Origin of the sequence: Cupriavidus sp. WGlv3, assembly GCF_023952475.1 — a bacterium.
GTDB classification, from domain to species: Bacteria; Pseudomonadota; Gammaproteobacteria; order Burkholderiales; family Burkholderiaceae; genus Cupriavidus; species Cupriavidus phytorum.
Genome location: NZ_JALHRX010000019.1, coordinates 33,173 through 52,721, shown reverse-complemented (window position 1 = coordinate 52,721; position 19,549 = coordinate 33,173). Strand labels below are relative to the sequence as shown.

At 68.4% G+C, this 19,549-nt stretch carries 21 protein-coding genes and 1 tRNA gene; 3 read left to right on the top strand and 19 right to left on the bottom strand.

Annotation, left to right across the window (positions count from 1 at the left end; all coding sequences use genetic code 11):
* Nucleotides 1-529 precede the first annotated feature (529 nt).
* Nucleotides 530-2,446 carry a hypothetical protein gene (locus MKD38_RS24770; RefSeq protein ID WP_252681011.1) on the top strand — a complete coding sequence of 639 codons (1,917 nt, stop codon included), beginning with the start codon at nt 530-532 and terminating at the stop codon, nt 2,444-2,446.
* Between the two features lie 200 nt (nt 2,447-2,646).
* Nucleotides 2,647-3,678, top strand: a complete 1,032-nt coding sequence (locus tag MKD38_RS24765; protein ID WP_252681007.1) for a hypothetical protein — start codon at nt 2,647-2,649, stop codon at nt 3,676-3,678.
* 92 nt (nt 3,679-3,770) lie between these two features.
* On the opposite strand, the gene MKD38_RS24760 is transcribed toward MKD38_RS24765, so the two are convergent.
* The 18 genes from MKD38_RS24760 to MKD38_RS24675 all read right to left on the bottom strand — a co-directional run bounded on the left by MKD38_RS24760 (nt 3,771) and on the right by MKD38_RS24675 (nt 17,628).
* Nucleotides 3,771-3,846, bottom strand: a tRNA-Ala gene (locus MKD38_RS24760).
* Between the two features lie 73 nt (nt 3,847-3,919).
* The gene (gene soxB, locus MKD38_RS24755; RefSeq protein ID WP_252681004.1) at nt 3,920-5,641 is read right to left on the bottom strand and encodes a thiosulfohydrolase SoxB; all 1,722 of its coding nucleotides are present in this window, start codon (nt 5,639-5,641) and stop codon (nt 3,920-3,922) included.
* Between the two features lie 68 nt (nt 5,642-5,709).
* Nucleotides 5,710-6,204 carry a TlpA disulfide reductase family protein gene (locus MKD38_RS24750; protein WP_252681002.1) on the bottom strand — a complete coding sequence of 165 codons (495 nt, stop codon included), beginning with the start codon at nt 6,202-6,204 and terminating at the stop codon, nt 5,710-5,712.
* A 5-nt stretch (nt 6,205-6,209) separates the two neighbouring features.
* Nucleotides 6,210-6,884: a sulfur oxidation c-type cytochrome SoxX gene (gene soxX, locus MKD38_RS24745; RefSeq protein WP_252680999.1), complete on the bottom strand. Its 675-nt coding sequence runs from the start codon at nt 6,882-6,884 to the stop codon at nt 6,210-6,212.
* A gap of 19 nt (nt 6,885-6,903) precedes the next feature.
* Nucleotides 6,904-7,731: a sulfur oxidation c-type cytochrome SoxA gene (gene soxA / locus MKD38_RS24740; RefSeq protein ID WP_252680997.1), complete on the bottom strand. Its 828-nt coding sequence runs from the start codon at nt 7,729-7,731 to the stop codon at nt 6,904-6,906.
* Nucleotides 7,732-7,813: 82 nt separating this feature from the next.
* Nucleotides 7,814-8,278: a DsrE family protein gene (locus MKD38_RS24735; RefSeq protein ID WP_240072987.1), complete on the bottom strand. Its 465-nt coding sequence runs from the start codon at nt 8,276-8,278 to the stop codon at nt 7,814-7,816.
* Between the two features lie 109 nt (nt 8,279-8,387).
* Nucleotides 8,388-8,699 (bottom strand): thiosulfate oxidation carrier complex protein SoxZ, encoded by a 312-nt coding sequence (soxZ, locus tag MKD38_RS24730; RefSeq protein WP_111521230.1) that lies wholly within the window; start codon nt 8,697-8,699, stop codon nt 8,388-8,390.
* Nucleotides 8,700-8,750: 51 nt separating this feature from the next.
* On the bottom strand, nt 8,751-9,206 hold the full coding sequence (gene soxY / locus MKD38_RS24725; protein WP_018006136.1) for a thiosulfate oxidation carrier protein SoxY: 456 nt from the start codon (nt 9,204-9,206) through the stop codon (nt 8,751-8,753).
* Nucleotides 9,207-9,362: 156 nt separating this feature from the next.
* Nucleotides 9,363-9,689, bottom strand: coding sequence for a c-type cytochrome (locus MKD38_RS24720; RefSeq protein ID WP_035826540.1), 327 nt, complete (start codon nt 9,687-9,689; stop codon nt 9,363-9,365).
* A gap of 117 nt (nt 9,690-9,806) precedes the next feature.
* Nucleotides 9,807-10,853, bottom strand: a complete 1,047-nt coding sequence (locus MKD38_RS24715; RefSeq protein WP_252680995.1) for a c-type cytochrome — start codon at nt 10,851-10,853, stop codon at nt 9,807-9,809.
* A complete protein-coding gene (gene soxC / locus MKD38_RS24710; RefSeq protein ID WP_252680993.1) occupies nt 10,837-12,186 on the bottom strand; it encodes a sulfite dehydrogenase in 1,350 nt (449 codons plus the stop codon). Before soxC ends, MKD38_RS24715 begins: the two co-directional genes overlap by 17 nt.
* Nucleotides 12,187-12,302: 116 nt before the next feature.
* Entirely contained in the window at nt 12,303-12,722 is a 420-nt protein-coding gene (locus tag MKD38_RS24705) for an ArsR/SmtB family transcription factor (protein WP_252680991.1), read from the bottom strand.
* Between the two features lie 50 nt (nt 12,723-12,772).
* Complete coding sequence (locus MKD38_RS24700) at nt 12,773-13,669, bottom strand: EamA family transporter (protein WP_252680989.1); 897 nt, start codon at nt 13,667-13,669, stop codon at nt 12,773-12,775.
* A gap of 135 nt (nt 13,670-13,804) precedes the next feature.
* Nucleotides 13,805-15,070 carry an NAD(P)/FAD-dependent oxidoreductase gene (locus MKD38_RS24695; RefSeq protein ID WP_252680987.1) on the bottom strand — a complete coding sequence of 422 codons (1,266 nt, stop codon included), beginning with the start codon at nt 15,068-15,070 and terminating at the stop codon, nt 13,805-13,807.
* A 12-nt stretch (nt 15,071-15,082) separates the two neighbouring features.
* The gene (locus MKD38_RS24690; RefSeq protein WP_252680985.1) at nt 15,083-15,460 is read right to left on the bottom strand and encodes a c-type cytochrome; all 378 of its coding nucleotides are present in this window, start codon (nt 15,458-15,460) and stop codon (nt 15,083-15,085) included.
* A gap of 176 nt (nt 15,461-15,636) precedes the next feature.
* Complete coding sequence (locus MKD38_RS24685) at nt 15,637-16,515, bottom strand: BON domain-containing protein (RefSeq protein WP_252680982.1); 879 nt, start codon at nt 16,513-16,515, stop codon at nt 15,637-15,639.
* Between the two features lie 53 nt (nt 16,516-16,568).
* On the bottom strand, nt 16,569-17,156 hold the full coding sequence (locus tag MKD38_RS24680) for a phosphoheptose isomerase (RefSeq protein ID WP_252680979.1): 588 nt from the start codon (nt 17,154-17,156) through the stop codon (nt 16,569-16,571).
* A gap of 61 nt (nt 17,157-17,217) precedes the next feature.
* Nucleotides 17,218-17,628 carry a YraN family protein gene (locus MKD38_RS24675; protein WP_252680977.1) on the bottom strand — a complete coding sequence of 137 codons (411 nt, stop codon included), beginning with the start codon at nt 17,626-17,628 and terminating at the stop codon, nt 17,218-17,220.
* A gap of 18 nt (nt 17,629-17,646) precedes the next feature.
* Between MKD38_RS24675 and rsmI the strand changes: the two genes are divergently transcribed.
* Nucleotides 17,647-18,552, top strand: a complete 906-nt coding sequence (rsmI, locus tag MKD38_RS24670; protein ID WP_252680975.1) for a 16S rRNA (cytidine(1402)-2'-O)-methyltransferase — start codon at nt 17,647-17,649, stop codon at nt 18,550-18,552.
* Nucleotides 18,553-18,648: 96 nt separating this feature from the next.
* Here the strand turns inward: rsmI and MKD38_RS24665 are convergent, their stop codons facing one another.
* On the bottom strand, nt 18,649-19,416 hold the full coding sequence (locus MKD38_RS24665; RefSeq protein WP_252680973.1) for a septal ring lytic transglycosylase RlpA family protein: 768 nt from the start codon (nt 19,414-19,416) through the stop codon (nt 18,649-18,651).
* Nucleotides 19,417-19,549: the final 133 nt, after the last annotated feature.

Sequence of the window (19,549 nt, the reverse complement as noted above, 5' to 3'; positions counted from 1 at the left end):
CACGGCGCCGCTGGCGTTGCGGCGGCATTAAATGCCCGCCCTGGCCTGGCCCGGGCCGGCGCAATTATCCCGTTGTTTTAGTCCCGAAAATCGCGCGCGATGATATTGCCGCGTACGGAAGAGTGTCCACAAATCGAACAAATCCTTACATGTGATCCATGGGCGAGTAATCGTTTAGTCGCAAATACGCACTGCAATAGTGCACAGGTGCCCCGCCCGAAAATCACACGTAACCCATTGTTACCGCCCTGTACGGTGTCGGACGGGTACCCCTAGTATCGCCGCTGCCGGGTTTTCCAAGGGGTTAACCCGATCCGCTTTTTATGCCACTGCAATTGGTCGCGCACACTGCAAACCGGCTCAAGAACGGGCGTGGTGATGTTTATTCACTTTCATCTTTTATCCATTCACTTAAAAATCAATGACTGGGAAAAATCTACCTCGCGATAACCCATCCGACCTGCGCCGGGCGCGCAATTCTTACATTCTCCCGAGCCTGAACTTCCTGGCTGCGGCCTGCGCCGCTGTGGTGCTTACGGCATGCGGCGGCGGTGGCGACGGCAGCGATGCAACCACCTCCGGTAGCACCTCGTCGAGCGAAGCTTCGCGCGGCCCGACCACCCCGGCCGAATCCACCCAGGTTGCCGACGAGATTTTCGACGGCTCTGGCAATTTGAATGCCGACGAATATGTCGCCATTGCTTCGGATTATTCCGGCGAAAAGGCCATGGCTTATCGCTACGGCCCGAGTAATTCCGCCGCCGCAGCAGTTGGTACGGTATGGAAACCCGAGGACAAGACCTTTTACCCGCACGGCAATACCTGTTTCCAGCAGGATTACCCGGGCGCCACGATGGATACCAGCACCAACGTGATCTATCAGCTGGGTAACATCGACTGCGCCCGCAACGACTACGGCAGCAACATGGGCGATGTGATTTTCCGCGCGGACGCCGCGTCGGACTCCGGCGTCACGCCGCTGCTGACGCTCGCGCTGAGCGCCGGCACCATTGCCGAAAAGCCGCAGACCCCGTGGTTCTGGGGCCATACCACCACCAATCCGCTGCTGAAGGACCACGTCACGGCCAACGGTGGCGCGATGCCGACGCAGCCGATCGCCATGGGCCGCTGCAGCGAGCACGATTGCGCACAATCGCTGGTGGCTTTCCAGAACGGCCTGATTGCCTCGGTCGGCATGAATACGGCCTCGCACTCGGCTTCGGTGAAGCTGCCGGAGGGCAAGGTGCCCACGGCCATCGCCATTACGCCGAATTCCGAATTTGCCCTGGTGACCATCTGGGACACCAAGAACCTGAAGGGACAGGTGGGGGTTATTGCGCTGGGCAGCCTCGCCGACGGCAGCCAGGTGGGCGGTCCGTATGACTCCAGCGATATGTCGTGGCATGGCCTCTATCCGGGCTTCCGCAATATGTCGAACTTCGTCTTCATGAAGCTGCTGGGCTTCGTTGACCTGCCGGATATGAAGGCCCCGACGGAGATTTCCGCCGTGACCGACTTCAGCGTCATGCAGGACAACACCACCCAGGGCTGGATGCGTGACCCGGTGGGTGACCGCGGCGCGAGCCTGGGTCGCGACGAAGCGACGCCTGGCCTGAGCGAAGCCAACCAGAAGAGCTACACCGTGGGTGGCGTCAACGGCGACCTGATCTCCCGCGCCGGCGTGGCCGCAGTGATCTCGAAGTCGGAAAAGAAGGTGGTGTTCCTGGACCTGAAGCCGCTGTTCGACAAGGTCAACAACACCTACTTCGAAGGCAGCTTCAGCGATCTGCAGAACACCCTGAACAATACCGGCCTGGAAGACTCGCAATGGCCGCAGACGTTCTCGGTGGACAACTACGCTCCGACCATCGTCAAGACCATGAGCCTGGCCGAAAAGCCGACCGCGGTGAGGGTCTCGATGCTGGCCAACCCCGGCCAGGCCTGGGTGGCGACGGAAGACGGCGTGATCCACGCGATCTCGGTGGCTGGTGTGCAGTCCGGTACCAACCTCGATCCGGAACTGATCAAGGAAGTGACCAGCCTGCAAGTGGGCAAGAACCCGACCAGCATGATCCACCAGGTGAATCGCGAGAGCTTCGGCAACTCGAACACCAAGATGTGGGTGGTGTCGCGTGGCGAGCAGAAGGTCCAGCTGGTCGACATGGCAACGCTGACGGTCGAAAAGACGCTGCAGGATTCGCGTATGATCGATCCGATCACGGTGTCTGAAACCCAGCAAAGCCCGCTGCTGACCAGCGTGTTCTCGGTGACCGACTATGCCGGCAAGCAGGTGCTGAACTATCGCTATGCGCCGATCAACCTCCAGGGCGGGAACACCCCGATGTATATCGGCGTGGGCCAGTCGGGCAATGAAGAGTTCGAGTTCGGCGGTTCCTATGCGGTGGCCGGCAAGCCGTTCAACTTCACCCAGAGCAATGTACCCTGAGCGCCATGTCAGCCTGAAGCGCGCCGGCTGATCCCGGCAAGCTTCTCTCCCTGATAGCGCTTTTCTAGGCCCGCACGGTTCGCCGTGCGGGCCTTTTCCATTGGGCAAACGCCGCCGCGCCGTGACGCCGCGTGCGCTGGAGCACAGATATCCTGCCAGGGGACATGACAACCTCGCCATATGCGCAAGGAGCCTGTCCCATGCCGAATTCATCCGCCCACGACCTGAACGCCCGCGGCAGCGGGGGCCTCATCAGCCTGGTCGCGCCCGGCGAAGGTGGCGTCAGGGACTATGCCGCGACGCTCAACGGACTGCTGCAGGGGAAGCTGCTCGAGGCGACGCCCGACCTGCCGGCAGCCGCGCTGGCCGGCGCCGACGTGATCCTCCATTACGTTGGCTACGGCTATGCCACGCGCGGCACGCCGCTGTGGCTGCTGCGGCGCCTGCGCGAGGCCCGCCCGCACATCCGCCGCCTCGGCGTCTTTTTCCACGAACTGTATGCCGACGGCGCGCCATGGCGCTCGGCGTTCTGGCTCTCTCCGGTGCAGCGCTACATTGCCGCCGAACTGGCGGCGCTGGCCGACTTCTGGGTGACCAACCGCGAGGGTTCGGCGCGCTGGCTCAACGCCCACGCGCCGGCGCGGCCACACCGGGTGCTGCCGGTGTTCTCCAATCTGGGCGAAAGCGGCACGCAGCAGCGGGACCGGCAGGCCGCCGTGGTGGTGCTCGGGGGTGCCGCGCTGCGCGCCCAGACTTACCAGGAGGCGGGCGACGCCCTGTTCGACTGGGTCGGCCGTGCCGGTTTCACGCTGCATGACGTCGGCCCACCCCTGGGCGATACCGGCCTCGCAGCCCGCATCGCCCGGCGCGGCGCGGTGGTGCACGGCCGCGTCGAGGCCGCCGAAGCGGCGCGGCTGCTGTCGGTGTCGACCTATGGCGTACTGGCCTATCCCGTCGACTATGCGGCCAAGAGCGGGGTCTTCGCCGCGTATTGCGCCCACGCGGTCTGCCCGGTGCTGCTGTCCCGCAGCAGCGGCGTGCACGATGGCATCACGCCCGCGCACTACGTGCCTTCGATTGAGGCCATGACTCTGGACCTGGAGGCAGCCTGGCGCATCGGCCGGGCGGCCAACGCCTGGTATGCGCCGCATGCGCTGCGGCACCACGAGGCCGGCTTCAGGGAGTTGCTGGGGCTGGAAACGCTGCCGGTGCAGGTCGCTGCGGCGTTGTGAGGAGGGACCGCGGGAACGCCGCCAACAAAAAACCCCGGCAGCCAGGCGGCTCCGGGGCATTTAGCGCGTATTGCGAATATTGGAACGAATTCTGGTGGACCGAAGGAGGATCGAACTCCCGACCTCTGCATTGCGAACGCAGCGCTCTCCCAGCTGAGCTATCGGCCCGTCGCGGAGGATTGTAGCGTACTTGGGCGGCGCGCTTCAATCCTCCGCGCCCCCATGCGTGCTGTTTGCCACATCACGCCGCGATGCCGGCATTGCCGTCCATGCCGCGCACGCGCGGCAGGTTCAGCGGGCGCGCGCTGACTTCGCGGGTGCTGCGCAGCCATTGCGCCATCACGTCCCAGATCGGCGCCCCGCCCGATTCGCGCGCTTCCTCCGCCACCGGTGCCCAGCCTGCCACCTTGTAGGTCTTGCCGGCCTCCAGCGGCTTGCCCGCCAGGCGCATGTCGGTGATGCGCTTGCCCATGCCGGCGGCGGGATCGATGGTGTACTGCAGGCCGCCGACGCGCACCATGTCGCCGCCCTGCTGGTAATACGGATCGGGATTGAACAGGTTGTCGGCGACGTCTTCGAGGATGGTCTTGATGGTCGCGCCGCTCATCTGCGTCACCGTGGTGTACGGATACGTGATGGCGGTCTGGTCCATCAGGTGCTCCATGGTGATGGCCTGCCCCGGCAGCAGCGTGGTGCCCCAGCGGAAACCGGGCGAGAACGCGATCTGCGCGCCCTGCACCTGCATCAGGCCGTCCAGGATCAGCTGGTCGAAGGTGCCGTTGAAATTGCCGCGGCGGTACAGCAGGCCACGGTTGACGGCGAGGACTTCGGACAGCTTCTTTTCATACGGCGCCCGTACCTTTTGGATGAGCGCATCCATGGCCGGGTCGGCCGGCAGGTAATTGGCGAATACCGGCAGCAGCCGGTAGCGGAAATCGGCGACCTTGCCGTTCTTGACGTCGAAATCGAGCACGCCGAGGAACTTGCCGTTGGAGCCGGCATTGGTCACCAGCGTGGTGCCGCCGGCGTTCTTCACCGCCACCGGAGCGGGCACGCCGTCATGGGTGTGGCCGCCGAGGATGGCGTCGAGCCCGCGCACGCGCGAGGCCAGTTTCAGGTCGACGTCCATGCCGTTGTGCGACAGCAGCACCACCGCCTGCGCACCCTTGCCGCGCGCGGCGTCGATGACCTGCTGCAGGTTCTCTTCCTGGATGCCGAAGGTCCAGTCCGGCACGAAGTAGCGGGGGTTGGCGATCGGGGTGTAGGGGAACGCCTGGCCGATGATGGCCACCGGCACGCCGTTGATCTCGCGGATCACGTACGGATCGAACACCGGGTCGCCGAAATCGTTGGTCTTGATGTTCTGCGCCAGGAACGCGACCTTGCCCTTGAAGTCCTTGTCGACGATCTCTTTGACACGCTCGGCGCCCAGGGTCATCTCCCAGTGCGGCGTCATCACGTCCACGCCCAGCGCCAGCGCGGCATCGACCATGTCCTGGCCCTTGGTCCACAACGCGGTCGCCGAGCCCTGCCAGGTGTCGCCGCCGTCGAGCAGCAGCGCACCCGGGCGGCCGGCCTTGAGCCGCTTCACCAGCGTGGCCAGGTGCGCAAACCCGCCGACCTTGCCATAGCGTCGCGCCGCCTCGTTGTAATCGAGATAGGTGAACGCATGCGCCTGCGCGGTGCCGGGGCGGATGCCGTAATGGCGCAGCAGCGCCTCGCCGACCAGGTGCGGCGGCTTGCCGGCATAGTCGCCGATGCCGAGGTTGACGTTGGGTTCGCGGAAGTACACCGGCCGCAGCTGCGCATGGCAGTCGGTGAAATGCAGCAGGTGGACGTTGCCGAAGCGCGGCAGGTCGTACATGGCCTCGGCGGCCTGCGCGGCGTGCGCATCCTGGTGGGGGAACGTCATGCCGCCGGCGCCGGCGATGGCCAGCACCTGCAGGAACTCGCGTCGGTTCATGTCTCTTCCTGTGGATAAGTGCGTGCCGGTGGGCGCGGGGCTTCCGGCATCGCATGGCTATGGCGCGGCTATGGCGTGGCGTAGCGCTCCAGCCCGGCCACGTCTTCTTCGAGCATTTCGCCCACTTCCTTCTGCACCACGCGGCCGCGCGCGTCGATCACGTACAGTTCCGGCAGCCCCTTGCGCTTGCCGAACACGGCCTGCAGCGCGGGCGAATCCATGGTCGCGGCGAAGGTGTAGCCGCGCTTCTTCATGTAATCGGCGGCCTCGCGCGGATCCTTGTCGATGCTGATGGCCAGCACCTGCAGCGGCGTGCCGCGCGTGCGCTCGTACAGCTTCTGCAGGCGCGGGTTCTGCATCGCGCAGAACGGGCACCAGGTGGCCCAGTATTCGACCACCAGCGGCTTGCCGGCCAGCGCAGCCGCGCTCAGCGTGCGGCCGTCGAGAGTGCGGACCTCGGGCAGGCGCACGGTGTCGCCTACTTCCAGCGCGGCGGCGCCGGCCGCGGCCAGCACCAGGCTCGCGGCCAGCAGCGCGCGCGGCAGCATGGCGGGCGCGCGCATCGGCGTTACTGGTTGACCGGCGAGGCCGGGTCGAGCAGCAGCGCCATCACGTCGCGGATCTGGGCCTCGGTCAGGATGCCCTTGTGGCCGAAGCGCGGCATGTTGGAGCAGGCGGCGTAGGCACTGGAATCCCATATCTTGCCCCAGGTGTACTTGATGACCTCCTGCGAGTTGCCACGCAGCTTGCCGTACTGGTACAGCGACGGACCGATATTGCCGAACGAGATCTCGGCCTTGGTCATCTGGTGGCAGGCGTAGCAGTTGCCGCCGTTGGTGCCGCCGACCTGGTCGGTGAACTGCATGCCGCGGCCGTTCTGGGCGACCTTCTCGCCTTCCTTCCAGTCGCCCAGCCATTTGTCGTCGGCGGGGTACTTGATCTGCTTCAGCTCGGCGGCCTCGATCTTCTTCGCGACCTTGGCCGGCACCCGGGTGCGGTCGGGGTACTGGCTGCAGGTCTGCTGCATGCCATCCTGGTTGAGCACGCCCTCGACCGTGACCGGGCCGCGCGAAGCGAACGAGTCTTCGATCAGGTGCTTCATGTCGGCGCCGCTGACGGCGGCGGGCTTGGCCTTGGCGGGGCGGGCCTTGGCGCCGTCCTGCGCGCGGTCCTGTGCGGAAGCGCCGGTTGCCAGCAGGGCGGCCAGGGCCGCGACGGCCACTGCGTTGGTATGTCGTTGCATGGTGTCTCTCCCGTCCTGGTCAGCGCTTCATCGCCGGGCCGTCGTAGGTGCCGCCGTTGGCGTTCTTCGCCAGGAACATGGTCAGCGCGGTGATCACGTCCGAGCCATAGGCGGGTTCGGGAAAGCGCTGCTGGCGCAGGCAGTCGTACAGGCGGTGCTGCATGGTGCGGACCTCGCCCTGCGACACGCGATAGGCGGGCCAGGTGGTGTAGGCCGCCTGCGCGCCCTTGTCGGTCAGCAGGTTGGGCAGATCCTGCAGGCGGATGCGCTGGCCGTCCACCGCATGGCAGGTGGCGCAGGCAAAGTCGTAGGCGCCGCCGCGGTAGAAGAACATCTTCTCGCCCAGCGCATAGGTGCGCTTCTCTTCCGGATGGCTGAGCTGCACGTTCATCTTCACGCCGCGCGACTCGCCGGTCAGGTAGGCCACCAGGCGTTCGATCTCGGACGGCTTGCCCGACGACGAGAACGGATTTTTGGTGGCCTCTTCCTTGGTCAGCCCCTGCAGCGTCATGCGGCAGTGGGCCAGCCGCTGCTCCAGGTCCATCACCTTGTTGGTGTCCTTGAAGTAGCGCGGCAGCTCGGCGTAGGCGCCCTTGGTCACGCCCGGGCCCTTGCCCAGGTCGCATTGCTCGAGCGACGCGTTCTTCGGCCCCGCGGGCTTTTTCCACAGCTCTTCGCCGGCGGCTTCCCACAGCTCGGCGGGATTGCCTTCGGCCAGCATCTGGCGGTATTTGGCGATTTCGTCGGCGGTGCTGCCCTGCGCGTGCACGGCGGCGGCGCCCGCGGCCGCCGCGGTGGCGGCCAGCGCCAGCGCTGCGCGCCGGGCCAGGCTTGGGATCGGTTTCATGGGGCTTCCTCCTCGCGGCCGCGCCTTGCGGGACGGGCCGATTCTTCTCTCTTGTCTTGCCGTCAGGCCGCGCCAGCCCGGCTCAGGGCTTGATATACGCGTATCCTTCCTCGGCCTGCAGCCGGGCGATCTCGACCACGCCGGCCTGGACCACCTTGGCTTCCATCAACAACTGCGATTCGCTGATCTTGCGCGCGGTCAGCGTATTGCGGCACACGCGGAACTCAACGCCTTCGGCGGCCAGCGCGCCCACCGGGCTCTCGAAACTGTTGCCGCGCGCGTCCTTGGCGCCTTCCACCAAAAAGTCGATGCCGTAGCCGAACGCGACCACCACAATCCTGGTGCCGGGGGCGCCATTCAGGTGGTTGCGCAGGTTGCCCATCGCGCGCACCGCCTGGTCGATGCCTTCCGACAGCTGGTACACCACCTTCACGCGCCCGCCCTTGCCCGCACCGGCCGCCGCCGACTGGCCGGACTGCGCCGAGGCCTTCGCCGCCAGGCCGATGGCAGCCAGCGCCGCCGATGCTCGAATAAATGCTCGCCGCATAATGCTCCTTCGGACCGGGTCCGTCCCGGCATTCCGCCCCGAACCTTAGCAGAGGACGGCGCGGCTTGCCGGGGTCATGCAGGCGCCATGCAGGCGTGGCCGCGCGGCCTCAGGCGATGGTGGCCTCGTCGGTGCGCTTGTCGCCCTTGTTGTCGGTCCAGGTCACGGCAACCTTGTCGCCCTTGGCGCCGCCCTTGAACTTGAAGTTCAGGAACGGGTCCTTGGACACCGCCGGGCCGAACTGGGCGCGGAACACTTCCTTGCCCTTGCACTGGGCGCTCACGGTCTGGATATGCCAGGCCGGGACGACCTTGCCGGACGCATCCTTGCGCTGGCCGGTCTCCATGTCGTGCTTCATCAGAATCTTTACATCAACCACGCCGCCGTTCTCGGTGGCGCGTACGCGCATCGGGTCTGCCATGTCTTTCTCCGGTTGCAGTTGGCGGAAATCTTGGTGCCGAGGGGCGCGGCGTCAGCCGCCGCAGCCGCCCAGCGTGACCTTGATTTCCTTCGATGCCACGTACCACTTGCCGCCGGCCTTGACCGCGGCGTGCACCACCGAGGTCTGGCCCATCTTCACGCGCGTGGAGACGAACGGCTCGGTGCCGGCCGGGATGATGAAGTCGGCGGCCAGGGTGTTCGGGTTCTTTTCCACCAGGATCGCGATCTGCTCGGTATCCGGCAGGGTGCTGGTCACGGCCACCGGCACCACGGCGCCGTTCTCGGCGATATCGGGGGCGGTGAAGGTGATGGCGGTGCTTTTCTCGGTGCCGCTGCCGCCGAGGGCCTTGATCACGTCGGCAACGCTCTTGCCGTCAAAGGCGTTCTTGTTCCACTCGGCCGCCTGCGCTTCGCTGATCAGGCCAGTGGCGGCCATCAGCGACAGGACAGCGGTGACCCGCAGCACTTCTCGTCGTTTGGAATTCATTGCTTGCTCTCCGGCTACTCCGTTCCAGTCGGTCGTGGACCGTTTCAGGGGTGTTGCATGCGGCCGGTACATGGCCGGCCGCTGGTTGTCCCAGGCCGCGCGGCATTCACTGCCCGGCCCGGTGCATCGGCGGACTGCCCGCTATGGCAGTCGGTCTTACTTGGCGGGGGCGCCTGCCAGCACCCACTCGACCACGGTCTTCAGGTCGGCGTCGCTGATGGCGGCGTTGGCCGGCATCGGCACCGGACCCCACACGCCCGAGCCACCGCTCTTGACCTTCTTGCTCAGGGTCGCCAGGGCGTTCTTGTCGCCCTTGTACTTGGTCGCCACTTCCTTGTAGGACGGGCCGACCAGCTTCTTGTCGACCTGGTGGCAACCCATGCAGGCGTTCTTGTTGGCGATCTCCTGTGCCTTGGCGGCATCGACCGCGTGGGCCGATGCGGCGGCGCCGAGCATCAGCGCTGCGATGACAAACTGCTTCATTGTTAAGCTCTCCAAGCTCTGTAAAGCCGTGGGGACGGCAAAGGCCGCGCGGCCGTGCTGCAATGGCCTGGCGGCACACACCGGCCGCCGCCTGGGGGCACTGCGGCGGCCAGTCCGCTATTTTGCCTCAAGAATCCAGCCCACCATGGCCTGCACGTCCGAATCCGGGATTTGCGGCTGCGGCGGCATCGGCACCGCGCCCCAGGCGCCCTGCCCGCCCGCCTTGACCTTGCGCGCCAGTGCCGCATGCGCATCCTGCCCCTTGTACTTGCCCGCGATGTCGGCGAACGACGGCCCCACCAGCTTGCGGTCCATCGCGTGGCAGGCCACGCACTGGTATTGGCTGGCCAGGCGCGCGCCCGGCGCGGGCGCCGCCGCAGCAACGGCTGCGCCACCTGGCCTGGCCGCGCCGGCGGCCGCGATGCCGCGCACCGGGCCGAACGCGCGCTGTTGCTGCGCCAGGTCGCCATGGGCATCGCGGGCATAGTCCGGCATTGACGAGGCGATCGTGACCTGCTCCGCGCAGCGCGACATGCATGCGGTGTTGCCGGTATCCGGCCGGCCGCGACCCGGCCACATGCCGTGGTCGGTGGTCATGCCGGCGCGGTTGGGCATGCGCCGCTGCACCTCGGCGATATTGGTGTCGGACAGCGCAAAGTCGGCCGGAACGATTTCGCCCAGGTGGAGCAGGTAGGCGGTGACCGCATAGACCTCGTTCGCGCTCAGGCTCTTGGGCGCGTTCCACGGCATCGCGCGGTGGATGTAGTCCCACAGCGTGCTGACGGTGCTGACCTTCATCAGCGTGGTGCGGTATGGCTGGTTGCCGGTCATGCCGGCGACGCGTCCGCGCTTGATGTCCTCGGCGGTGGTCCCGCCCACCAGCGGCGTGAACACCTCGTTGGATTCGCCGAAGTCGCCGTGGCATGACGCACACTTGCCGTCCCAGACCTTCTGGCCCTGCGCGACCGTGCCGCCGCCCTTGGGCAGGCCCTTGAAGTCGGGGCGCACGTCGATGTCCCACGCGGCCACCTCAGCCGGCGTGGCGGTGCGGCCGAGTGCCGCACGCGCGTCGCCCGTGCCGGCTGCCGCCGCGGAGGGCAACACGGCGCACCCCGCCGCCAGCAGCAGCGCCGCCGCGATCCTGAGCTCAGCCCACATGGACATTGGTCACCTCGCCGCCGGCTGCCACCTGCCAGCTCTGGATCGCGTTGTTGTGATAGATCGAGCGCGTGCCGCGCACCGCGCGCAGCTGCCCCAGCTTCGGCTGCACGTAGCCGGTCTCGTCGATGGCGCGGCTTTGCAGGATCGCCGGGCCGCCGTCCCAGACCCAGTCCAGGTTGAAGCGCGTCAGGCATTTGGACAGCACCGGCGCCTCCAGCCGCGCGGTGCGCCAGTTGCGGCCGCCGTCGGTCGAGACATCGACCCGCTTGACGCGTCCGCGCCCCGACCACGCCAGGCCGCTGATGTTGTAGAAGCCCTTGCCCACCAGTTGCTGCCCGCCCGACGGCGTGGTGATGACCGACTTGCACTCCTGGATCGAGGTGTACTGGCGCAGCTTGCCGTCGGGCATCATGTCGACGTAGTGGATGGTCTCGTCCTTGGCGTTCCAGGGCTGGTCGCCCAGCTCCAGCCGGCGCAGCCACTTGACCCACGACACGCCCTGCACGCCCGGCACCACCAGCCGCAGCGGGTAGCCGTTCTCGGGGCGCAGCATCTCGCCGTTCATGCCCCAGGCGACGATGATCTCGTCGGCCAGCTCCATCGGGATGGTGCGCGTCATCGACGAGCCGTCGCCGCCCTCGGCCAGCAGGTAGCGGCCGCGGCGCAGGTCGGCGCCGGCGTCGTCCAGCAGCACCCGCAGCGGCACCCCGGTGAATTCGCAGCACGACAGCATGCCGTGGGTGTACTGCACCGTCGGCACCGCGACGTTGCCCCACTCCATGCCGGTGTTGGCGCCGCATTCGATGAAATGCATGCGCGACACCGCCGGCAGGCGCATCAGGTCGTCCATGGTGTAGACCCGCGGCGTGCGCACCAGGCCATTGATCATCAGGCGATGGCGGGCCGGGTCGATATCGTGCCAGCCCTGGTGGTGGCGCTCGAAGTGCAGGCCGTTGGGCGTGATGATGCCGAAGAAGCCCTGCAGCGGCGCGAACGCGACCGAGGCCGCCGACACCCGGGTCAGGCCGGGCGACTCGCGCCGGATCAGGTTTTTCTCATGGACCGAGGGCTGGCCGTAGGGTCGCGCCGCCACCGGCTGCCCCAGCGAAGTGGCCCAGGGCTGCGGCTGCAGGATGGCGGCATCACCGTCCGCGGCCAGCGCGTGCCGGCCTGCCGCCGCCGTGGCAATGCCCGCGGCGGCACCCAGGAAGCTCTTGCGCAGGAAGTCGCGCCGCGGCGCGTCCAGGCCGTGCCGGCCGATGTCCTGCTGCAGCGATGCGCTGACGAAGTGCTCGGGCGCGGGCACGATGCGCCCGGGCCGGTTCCGTTCCTGCAATGCGGTCTCCTCCGGCGCGCTCGCCACGGTCGGTCAGACCGGTCGGCGTGCCTGTTGTACAGGGCGCTGCAACGGGTGCGGCGCCGCCGTTTGCTGCCGGAAGAGTGGTGGCGCGGCTAGCTTGCCGTGCGCCGCCGGCGCGCCGGGGTTTCCGGCGCGGGCTGTGCCATGAAGCGGTCCACCACGCCGGAGGGCAAGGCGTTGTCCTCCAGCCGGCTCGCCACCTGCACGCAGACCGTGCGGCACAGCTCGATCACGCTTTCGTCCGCAATGGCGTAGAACACCAGGTTCGCCTCCTTGCGGCGCGACAGCACGCCCGAGCGGTACATCGCGTTGAGATGCCGCGACACGTTGGTCTGCGACGAACCCACCGTCTCGACCACCGTGCTGACCGGCTTCTCGCCATCGCACAAGGCGTGCAGGATCTTCAGCCGCGTCGGCTCCGCCAGCAGGCTGAAGTAACCCGATACCTTTTCGAACACGCGATCCAGCTCTTCCATGCCGTCCAATATATTCGTATATGCGTGAATGCGCATATAGTGTTTACCCATTGATGCAGCACAACATGCTGCCCCCGCGCGACGGCTCAGCGGCGCGCCAGCGCCCTGCCCGCCCACAAGCGCTGGCCGAACACGTTGAGCAGCAGCCCGGCCATCACCACCGCGGCGCCGATCCACTGCAGCCCGGACAAGTCCTCGCCCAGCAGCGCGTGCGCCGACACCAGCCCCACAACCGGCACCAGCAGCGTCAGCGGCGCCACCTGGCTGGCAGGATAGCGCGTCAGCAGCCGGCCCCACATGGTGTAGCCGAACACCGTCGCCGCGAACGCCAGGTACGCCACCGCAAACACCGCCATGCCCGACAGCTGCGTCACGCTTTGCACGATGCGCGCCGGGCCCTCGAACCAGAGCGACAGCAGCGCGAACGGCACGATCGGCACCAGCGCGCCCCAGATTACCAGCCCGAGCAGGTCCACGGGGCCGATCTTCTTGCTGACGATATTGCCGCTGGCCCAGCAGAACGCCGCGCACAGCGTCAGCACGAAGCCCGCCGCGCTCATGCCGCCCACGCTACCCGCGCCGGCACCGGCGCCGATCAGGGCCAGCCCGCCGGCCGCCACCGCCATGCCGGCGAAGTTGTGCCAGCGCACCGGCTCGCCCAGCCACAGCGCGGCGATCGCCAGCGTGAAGAAGGCCTGCGACTGCAGCACCAGCGACGCCAGGCCGGCCGGCATGCCGACCGCCATGGCGTAGAACAGGAAGGCAAACTGGCCCAGGCTGATGGTGGCGCCGTAGGCCAGCAGCAGCCGCCACGGCACGCGCGGGCGCGGCACCAGGAAGATGGCCGGGAACACCACCAGCAGGAAGCGCAGCGCCCCCAGCAGCATCGGCGGCACGCCCGCCAGCCCGACCTTGATCACGACGAAGTTGACGCCCCAGACGCAGACGATGGCGAGGGCGAGGAGACGGTCTCTGGCTTGCATGGGGGATGCCGTGCGCGGGCGCGCGAGTTCGATCGGGACGCCTAGCGTAGCAGCGCCGGCGCGCGCGGCATTGCACGTTCTTGCGGTTTTGTGCGGGCAGCCGTGCCGCCGGCAGCGCAGGCAGCGCCGCCACCGTCAGGCCAGCATCTCCGCCCAGATTCCCCGCGCCCACGCCAGCGCGTAATCGCCCTCCAGCACCGTCGGCGCCGGCGACAGCCCGCCCGAGCCCGGCACCGTGACCATGGTCTTCTGCGCCGCGTCGTAGCGATGCACGCTGGACACATGCACCGCCTCGCGGTCGGAGGTGAAGCTGTAGCAGGTGTTGTTGTACAGCGGCTCCGGGTCCGGGGCGCGGCCCGACAGCAGCGCCACCAGCGCCGCCGCCGCGACCTTGCCGTGCTGGTTGGCCATATGACCGGACTTGGGCATCAGCGGCGCGATCTGGATCGCGTCGCCGATCACATGGATATGGGGCGCGGCGCGCGACTCGAAGCTGATGAAATCCACCTCGCACCACTTGCCATTGGCCGTGGCCAGCCCGGCCGACACCGCGATCGCGCCGGCCCGCTGCGGCGGCAGCAGATTGAGCACGTCGGCGCGCACGTCGTCCTGCACCTCGAACTTGAGCGTGCGCGTGGCGGGGTCCACATCGGCCGCCTCGTGCTGCGGCCGGTATTCCACCATGCCCGGGTATTGCGTGGCCCACACCTGGCGGAACAGCGCCGCCTTGGAAGTGATGTCGGCATTGGCGTCCAGGATCAGCACCTTGCTGCGCGGCTTGTGCTGCCTGAAATAGTGCGCCACCTGGCAGGCGCGCTCGTACGGGCCCGGCGGGCAGCGGTACGGCGCCAGCGGCACGCTGATGGCATAGGTGCCGCCGTCGGGCATCGCCTCCAGCTGGCGGCGCAGCGCGACAGTTTCGGGGCCGGCCTTCCAGGCATGCAGGATCTGGTCGCCGCCCGGCCGCTTCAGCCCGGGCAGCGCCTCGCGCATCATCTCGACGCCGGGCGACAGCAGCAGGCGGTCATAGGGCAGCACGCTGCCCCCCGCAAGGCGCACGGTCCGCTTGGCCGGGTCGATGGCGACCGCGGTGTCGCGCGCGAGCTGCACGCCGTGGCGGCGCACCAGTGCGTCGTACGGCAGGGTCAGGTCGCCGAGCTGGCGGCTGCCGCCCAGCACCAGGTTCGACAGCGGGCATGAAACAAAGGCCGGATTCGGTTCGACCAGCGTCACCTCGACCGCCTGCCCGCTCCATTCGCGCAGGTAGCGGGCCGCCGTGGCGCCGCCATAGCCGCCGCCCACCACCACCACCCTGGCGCGGGCCGCGGCGCGCGCCGGCCGGATCCCGGCCGTACCCAGGACTGCGGCGCCCGCGGCGCCGAGGAAGCTTCGTCTGTGCATGGCTCGCTCCTGTCAGCGCACGGCGGCAAACCACGCCGCGATCGCGGCGATCTGGTCGTCGCTGTAACCCTTGGCAATCTGGTGCATCACCGTGGCCGGGCGCGTGCCGGCCTTGAATGCCTGCATCTGCGCGGCCAGCTCCGCCTGCGGGCGGCCGGCCAGTGGCGGAATCGTGCTGCCCGCCGGGGCCCGCCCGGCTGGGCCGTGGCAACTGGTGCACGCGGCGGCCTGGCTGCGCGCGCGCAGCGCGGCATCGGTGGCCTGGACAGGCGCGGGGGCTGGCGCGCCGCCGGGTTCGGCCGACAGCGCCGGCTGCGCGCACAGCATCGCTGCCAGCAGCGCCAGTCGGGACGGAATACGCCAGGCAGGCCGGGGGATCGTTGTTGTCATGGTCTCGCTCCGTCTGGGGGCCGGCGCAGCGCTATCACAGTCAGCGCAGTCAGCCAGCGTGGCAACCGTAGCACATCGACCGGCCACCGTGTGCGTTGCAAACCGCAGAACGAAAAACGGCGCCCGCATTAGCGGACGCCGTTGTGACCAGCCCGGGACCTGCGGCGGTGCGCGCTTCAGGGCAGATTGCGGCCGGGCGGCAGCGCCACCGGCGAAGTGACCGGGGCCGCGACCGGCGCGGTGGTGGCGCCCGCGCTGCCCGCGGTACCAGGCGCGGCACCGGCGGGCGCATCGATCGGCCCGCCCACGCCCGGCACCGACTGCACCGGCGCCGGCGTGCCGACGCTGCCGTCGAACGACGGGTTCTCCGAGGTCGAGGCCGCATCCAGGCGCGCGCGCTCGTTGTCGTTGACGTAGTCGAAGGCCTTGACCACCTTGGTCACGCCGGAGGCATTGCGCGCCACGTCCGTGGCCCGGTCGCCCTCGGCGCTGGTGACCACGCCGAGCAGGTAGACCACGCTCTTTTCCGTGGTGATCTTGATCGAGTTGGACGGCACGCCTTCCGCGGTCATCAGCAGCGTCTTGACCTTGCTGGTCAGGTAGGCGTCCTGGCTCTGGGTCATGAAGCCGGGCGAGTTGACCACCTCCAGCTCATTGATCACCACGCGCGCATTCTGCAGGCCGCGCACGTACTGCTCGATCTGTTGCTTGACGCTGTCGTTCTTCGCTTCGCCGGTCAGCAGCACCTTGCGGTTGAAGACGGTCACGTTGACTCGGGCCTGGCCGCTGAAGCGAGAGTTGATGGTGCTCTCGGCCTCCAGCTGCAGGCCGCGGTCGACGGTCTGAGTGGCGGCCGGGCGGCGGTCGGTGGCCATGGCCACCCCGGTGCCCATGGCGCCGGCAATCACCGGAAAGCAGCCGGCCAGCTGCGTGGCGCACACCAGCGCGGCCGCGGCCAGGCCGGCGCGGCCCAGGCCGGAGCTGGCCAGGGGGCGGGAAGGATGGCGCGCCTCCGCGCCGTTCCGGGAAGCTTGCGTAGTGGGCAGATGAGTCATGCGGTCCTTGCTGTGGCTGTATGTTGGAAATAGGGGTCGTCGGATGCCCGGCATCACGCTTCCCCGAGCAGTGCCTCGTCGATGCCGTTGCACAGGCAGTGCAGCGTCAGCAGGTGCACTTCCTGGATGCGCGCGGTGCGCTCGCTTGGCACGCACAGGTGGATGTCGAATTCATCGAGCAAGCCGGCGATAGCCCCGCCGCCCTTGCCGGTCAGCGCCACCACCGCCATCTCGCGCTGGCGCGCGGCGGCCACGGCAGCCATCACGTTGTCCGAATTGCCCGACGTGGAAATCGCCAGCAGGATGTCGCCGGGCTGGCCGAGCGCCTCGACCTGCTTGGCAAACACCTTGCTGAAGTCGTAGTCGTTGCCGATCGCGGTCAGGATCGAGCCGTCGGTGCTCAGCGCGATCGCGGCCAGGCCGGGCCGTTCGCGCTCGAAGCGCCCGACCAGCCCGGCGGCGAAATGCTGCGCCTGCGCCGCCGAGCCGCCATTGCCGCAGGCCAGGATCTTGTTGCCGCTGGTCAGCGCGCCGACCATGCGCTCCACCGCGGCGTCGATATGGGGGGCCATTACCGCCGCGGCCTGTCGCTTGGCTTCGGCACTGTCTAGGAACTGTTGCTGGATACTGTCGATACTCATGGCTCTGGGGCCCGCTTGTTGCCATGGCGATCCGCGAATCGCCCTTCATGTTTGCCGTGCATTATGACCCAGCCCCGGCAGCATCCAGGTCAAAGGCGTGCTGCAGCCACTCGAGCCGGCCGGGTTCGAGCGCCACCACGTCGAAGCGGCATGGCGGCACCCGGGCCAGCGTGGCCAGGTAGTGCCCGGCGGCCAGCAGCACGCGCCGCTGCTTGGCCGGCGTGACGCTGGCCGCGGCGCCGCCGAAGCCCCGTCCGCTGCGCTGGCGCACCTCGACGAACACCAGCGTGCCGTCCGGCGCGCGCATCACCAGGTCGATCTCGCCGCCTTTGCAGCGATAATTGCGCACCACGGGCTCCAGGCCCTGGCGCCGCAAGTGGGCCAGGGCCCGGTCCTCCGCCTGCGCCCCGCGTGCCTGCCGGCTTGGCGCCTGCCTGGCCGGCACCTGCGTGGTGGATTTGAATGATCGCATCAACGGAAGTTCTCAAGCATGAGTGACTGGATCTCCCTGGCGGCAAGCCAGTCGTACCCGGCCGGCACGCTCTATGTCGTGGCCACGCCCATCGGCAATGTCGCCGACCTGTCGCTGCGCGCGCTGCATGTGCTGGGGCTGGCCGACGCCGTGGCCTGCGAAGACACCCGCAATACCGGCCAGTTGCTGTCGCGCGTCGGCCTGCAGCGCCCGCTGGTGGCGGTGCACGAGCACAACGAGCGCGAGGCCGCGGGCCGCATCGCCGAACGCCTGGCGGCGGGCGAGCGCATCGCCTACGTCTCGGACGCCGGCACGCCCGGTATCTCCGACCCCGGCGCGCGGCTGGTCGAGGCAGTGCGCGCCGCCGGCCATCCGGTGGTGCCCCTGCCCGGTCCCAGCGCGGCGGTGGCGGCGCTGTCGGTGGCGGGCGACCTGCTCGATGCCGGCGCGGGCCGCTTCACCTTTGCCGGCTTCCTGCCCCCCAAGCCCAAGGCCCGCACCGAGGCGATCGCCCGGCTGGCGGCGCTGGAGCACGCCTGGGTCTGCTACGAGGCGCCGCACCGCATCGCCGACACCCTCGCCGCGCTGGCCGCGGGCCTGCCGGGCGAGCGCCGGCTGCTGGTAGGGCGCGAACTGACCAAGCTGTTCGAAGACATCGCCGTGGTGCCGGTGGCGCAGGCGCCGGCCTGGCTCGCGGCCGACCCGAACCGGGCCAAGGGGGAATTCGTGCTGGTGGTGGAGGGGGCCGGCAGCGCCGCCGCTGATGGCGTGCCGGATGCCGAAGCGCAGCGCGTGCTGGCGCTGCTGCTGGCCGAGCTGCCGGCCAAGCGCGCCGCCAAGCTGGCGGCCGCGATCACCGGCGCGGAGACCGGCGCACTGTATCAGCTGGCGCTGGCGCAGCGTGCCGGCGACGCCGGCGATTGATGGCACGGCCCGCGCGCGGACACCGGCGCGGGCCTGCAGGTCAGAATGTAAGGAGGAAGTGTCAGCGCGCGGCGGCATGCGACGGCGCTGGCGCGCTCAGTGGCGCTTGCGCTTGACGGTCTTGCCGCTGGCCCTGGCCGCCTTGCCAGACTTGGCGGGCGCCAGCGAATTGGCCAGTTCCGGCACGGACACGTCGTCATCACCGCTGCCGTCGCCGGCCTCGGTGCCGCCGGCATCGACCTGCGGGCCCAGCGCGGCGACCTCGGTGCGGGTCAGGCGGCGGATCTCGACGTTGGTGGCGCCGCGCTCGACAAAGCCCAGGCGGCGCGCCGCGCCGTAGGACACATCCAGCACGCGGTTGCCGTGGTACGGGCCGCGGTCATTGATGCGCAGCACCGCGACCTTGTTGTTGCGCAGGTTGCGCACCAGCACCCAGCTGTCCAGCGGCAGCGACGGATGCGCCGCGGTCATGGCGCGCATGTCGAAGCGCTCGCCGTTGGCGGTCTTGCGGCCATGGAAGCCCTTGCCGTACCACGAGGCCACGCCGCGCTGTTCGAACGTGCCGATGTCGGCGCGCAGGCCTTCGAGCGAGTTGCCGCTGCGGCCTTCGTCGGGGTCATAGCCGAACAGGTTCCAGCTGCCGGTGTCAGGCGTGCGCGCGGCGGACCTGGGCTCGGCGCGTTCGGTCCGGGCAGGCTTGCCGTTTTTTGCCGCGCGCGTGGGCACGGCATCGCCGGCGTCGGTGCCAGCGGTATCGCTTTCGGGCGGCGTGGCACAAGCGGCCAGCACCACGGCGCATGCGGTGCATGCGCCGAGCTTGGCCAGCCGTTGCCAGCGCTTGGTGAGAGCGGAGATCCGTAACATGGGCGGCAGTCTAACATTGACTGTTTGGGACTATCTCTTTCAATTTGTTACGAAATCTGTGCGATTTCGCACGATCGGGGCCTAATTGGCCGGAATCCCGCTTGTGGCAAGGGATTCGGCCCGATGCAGCGCG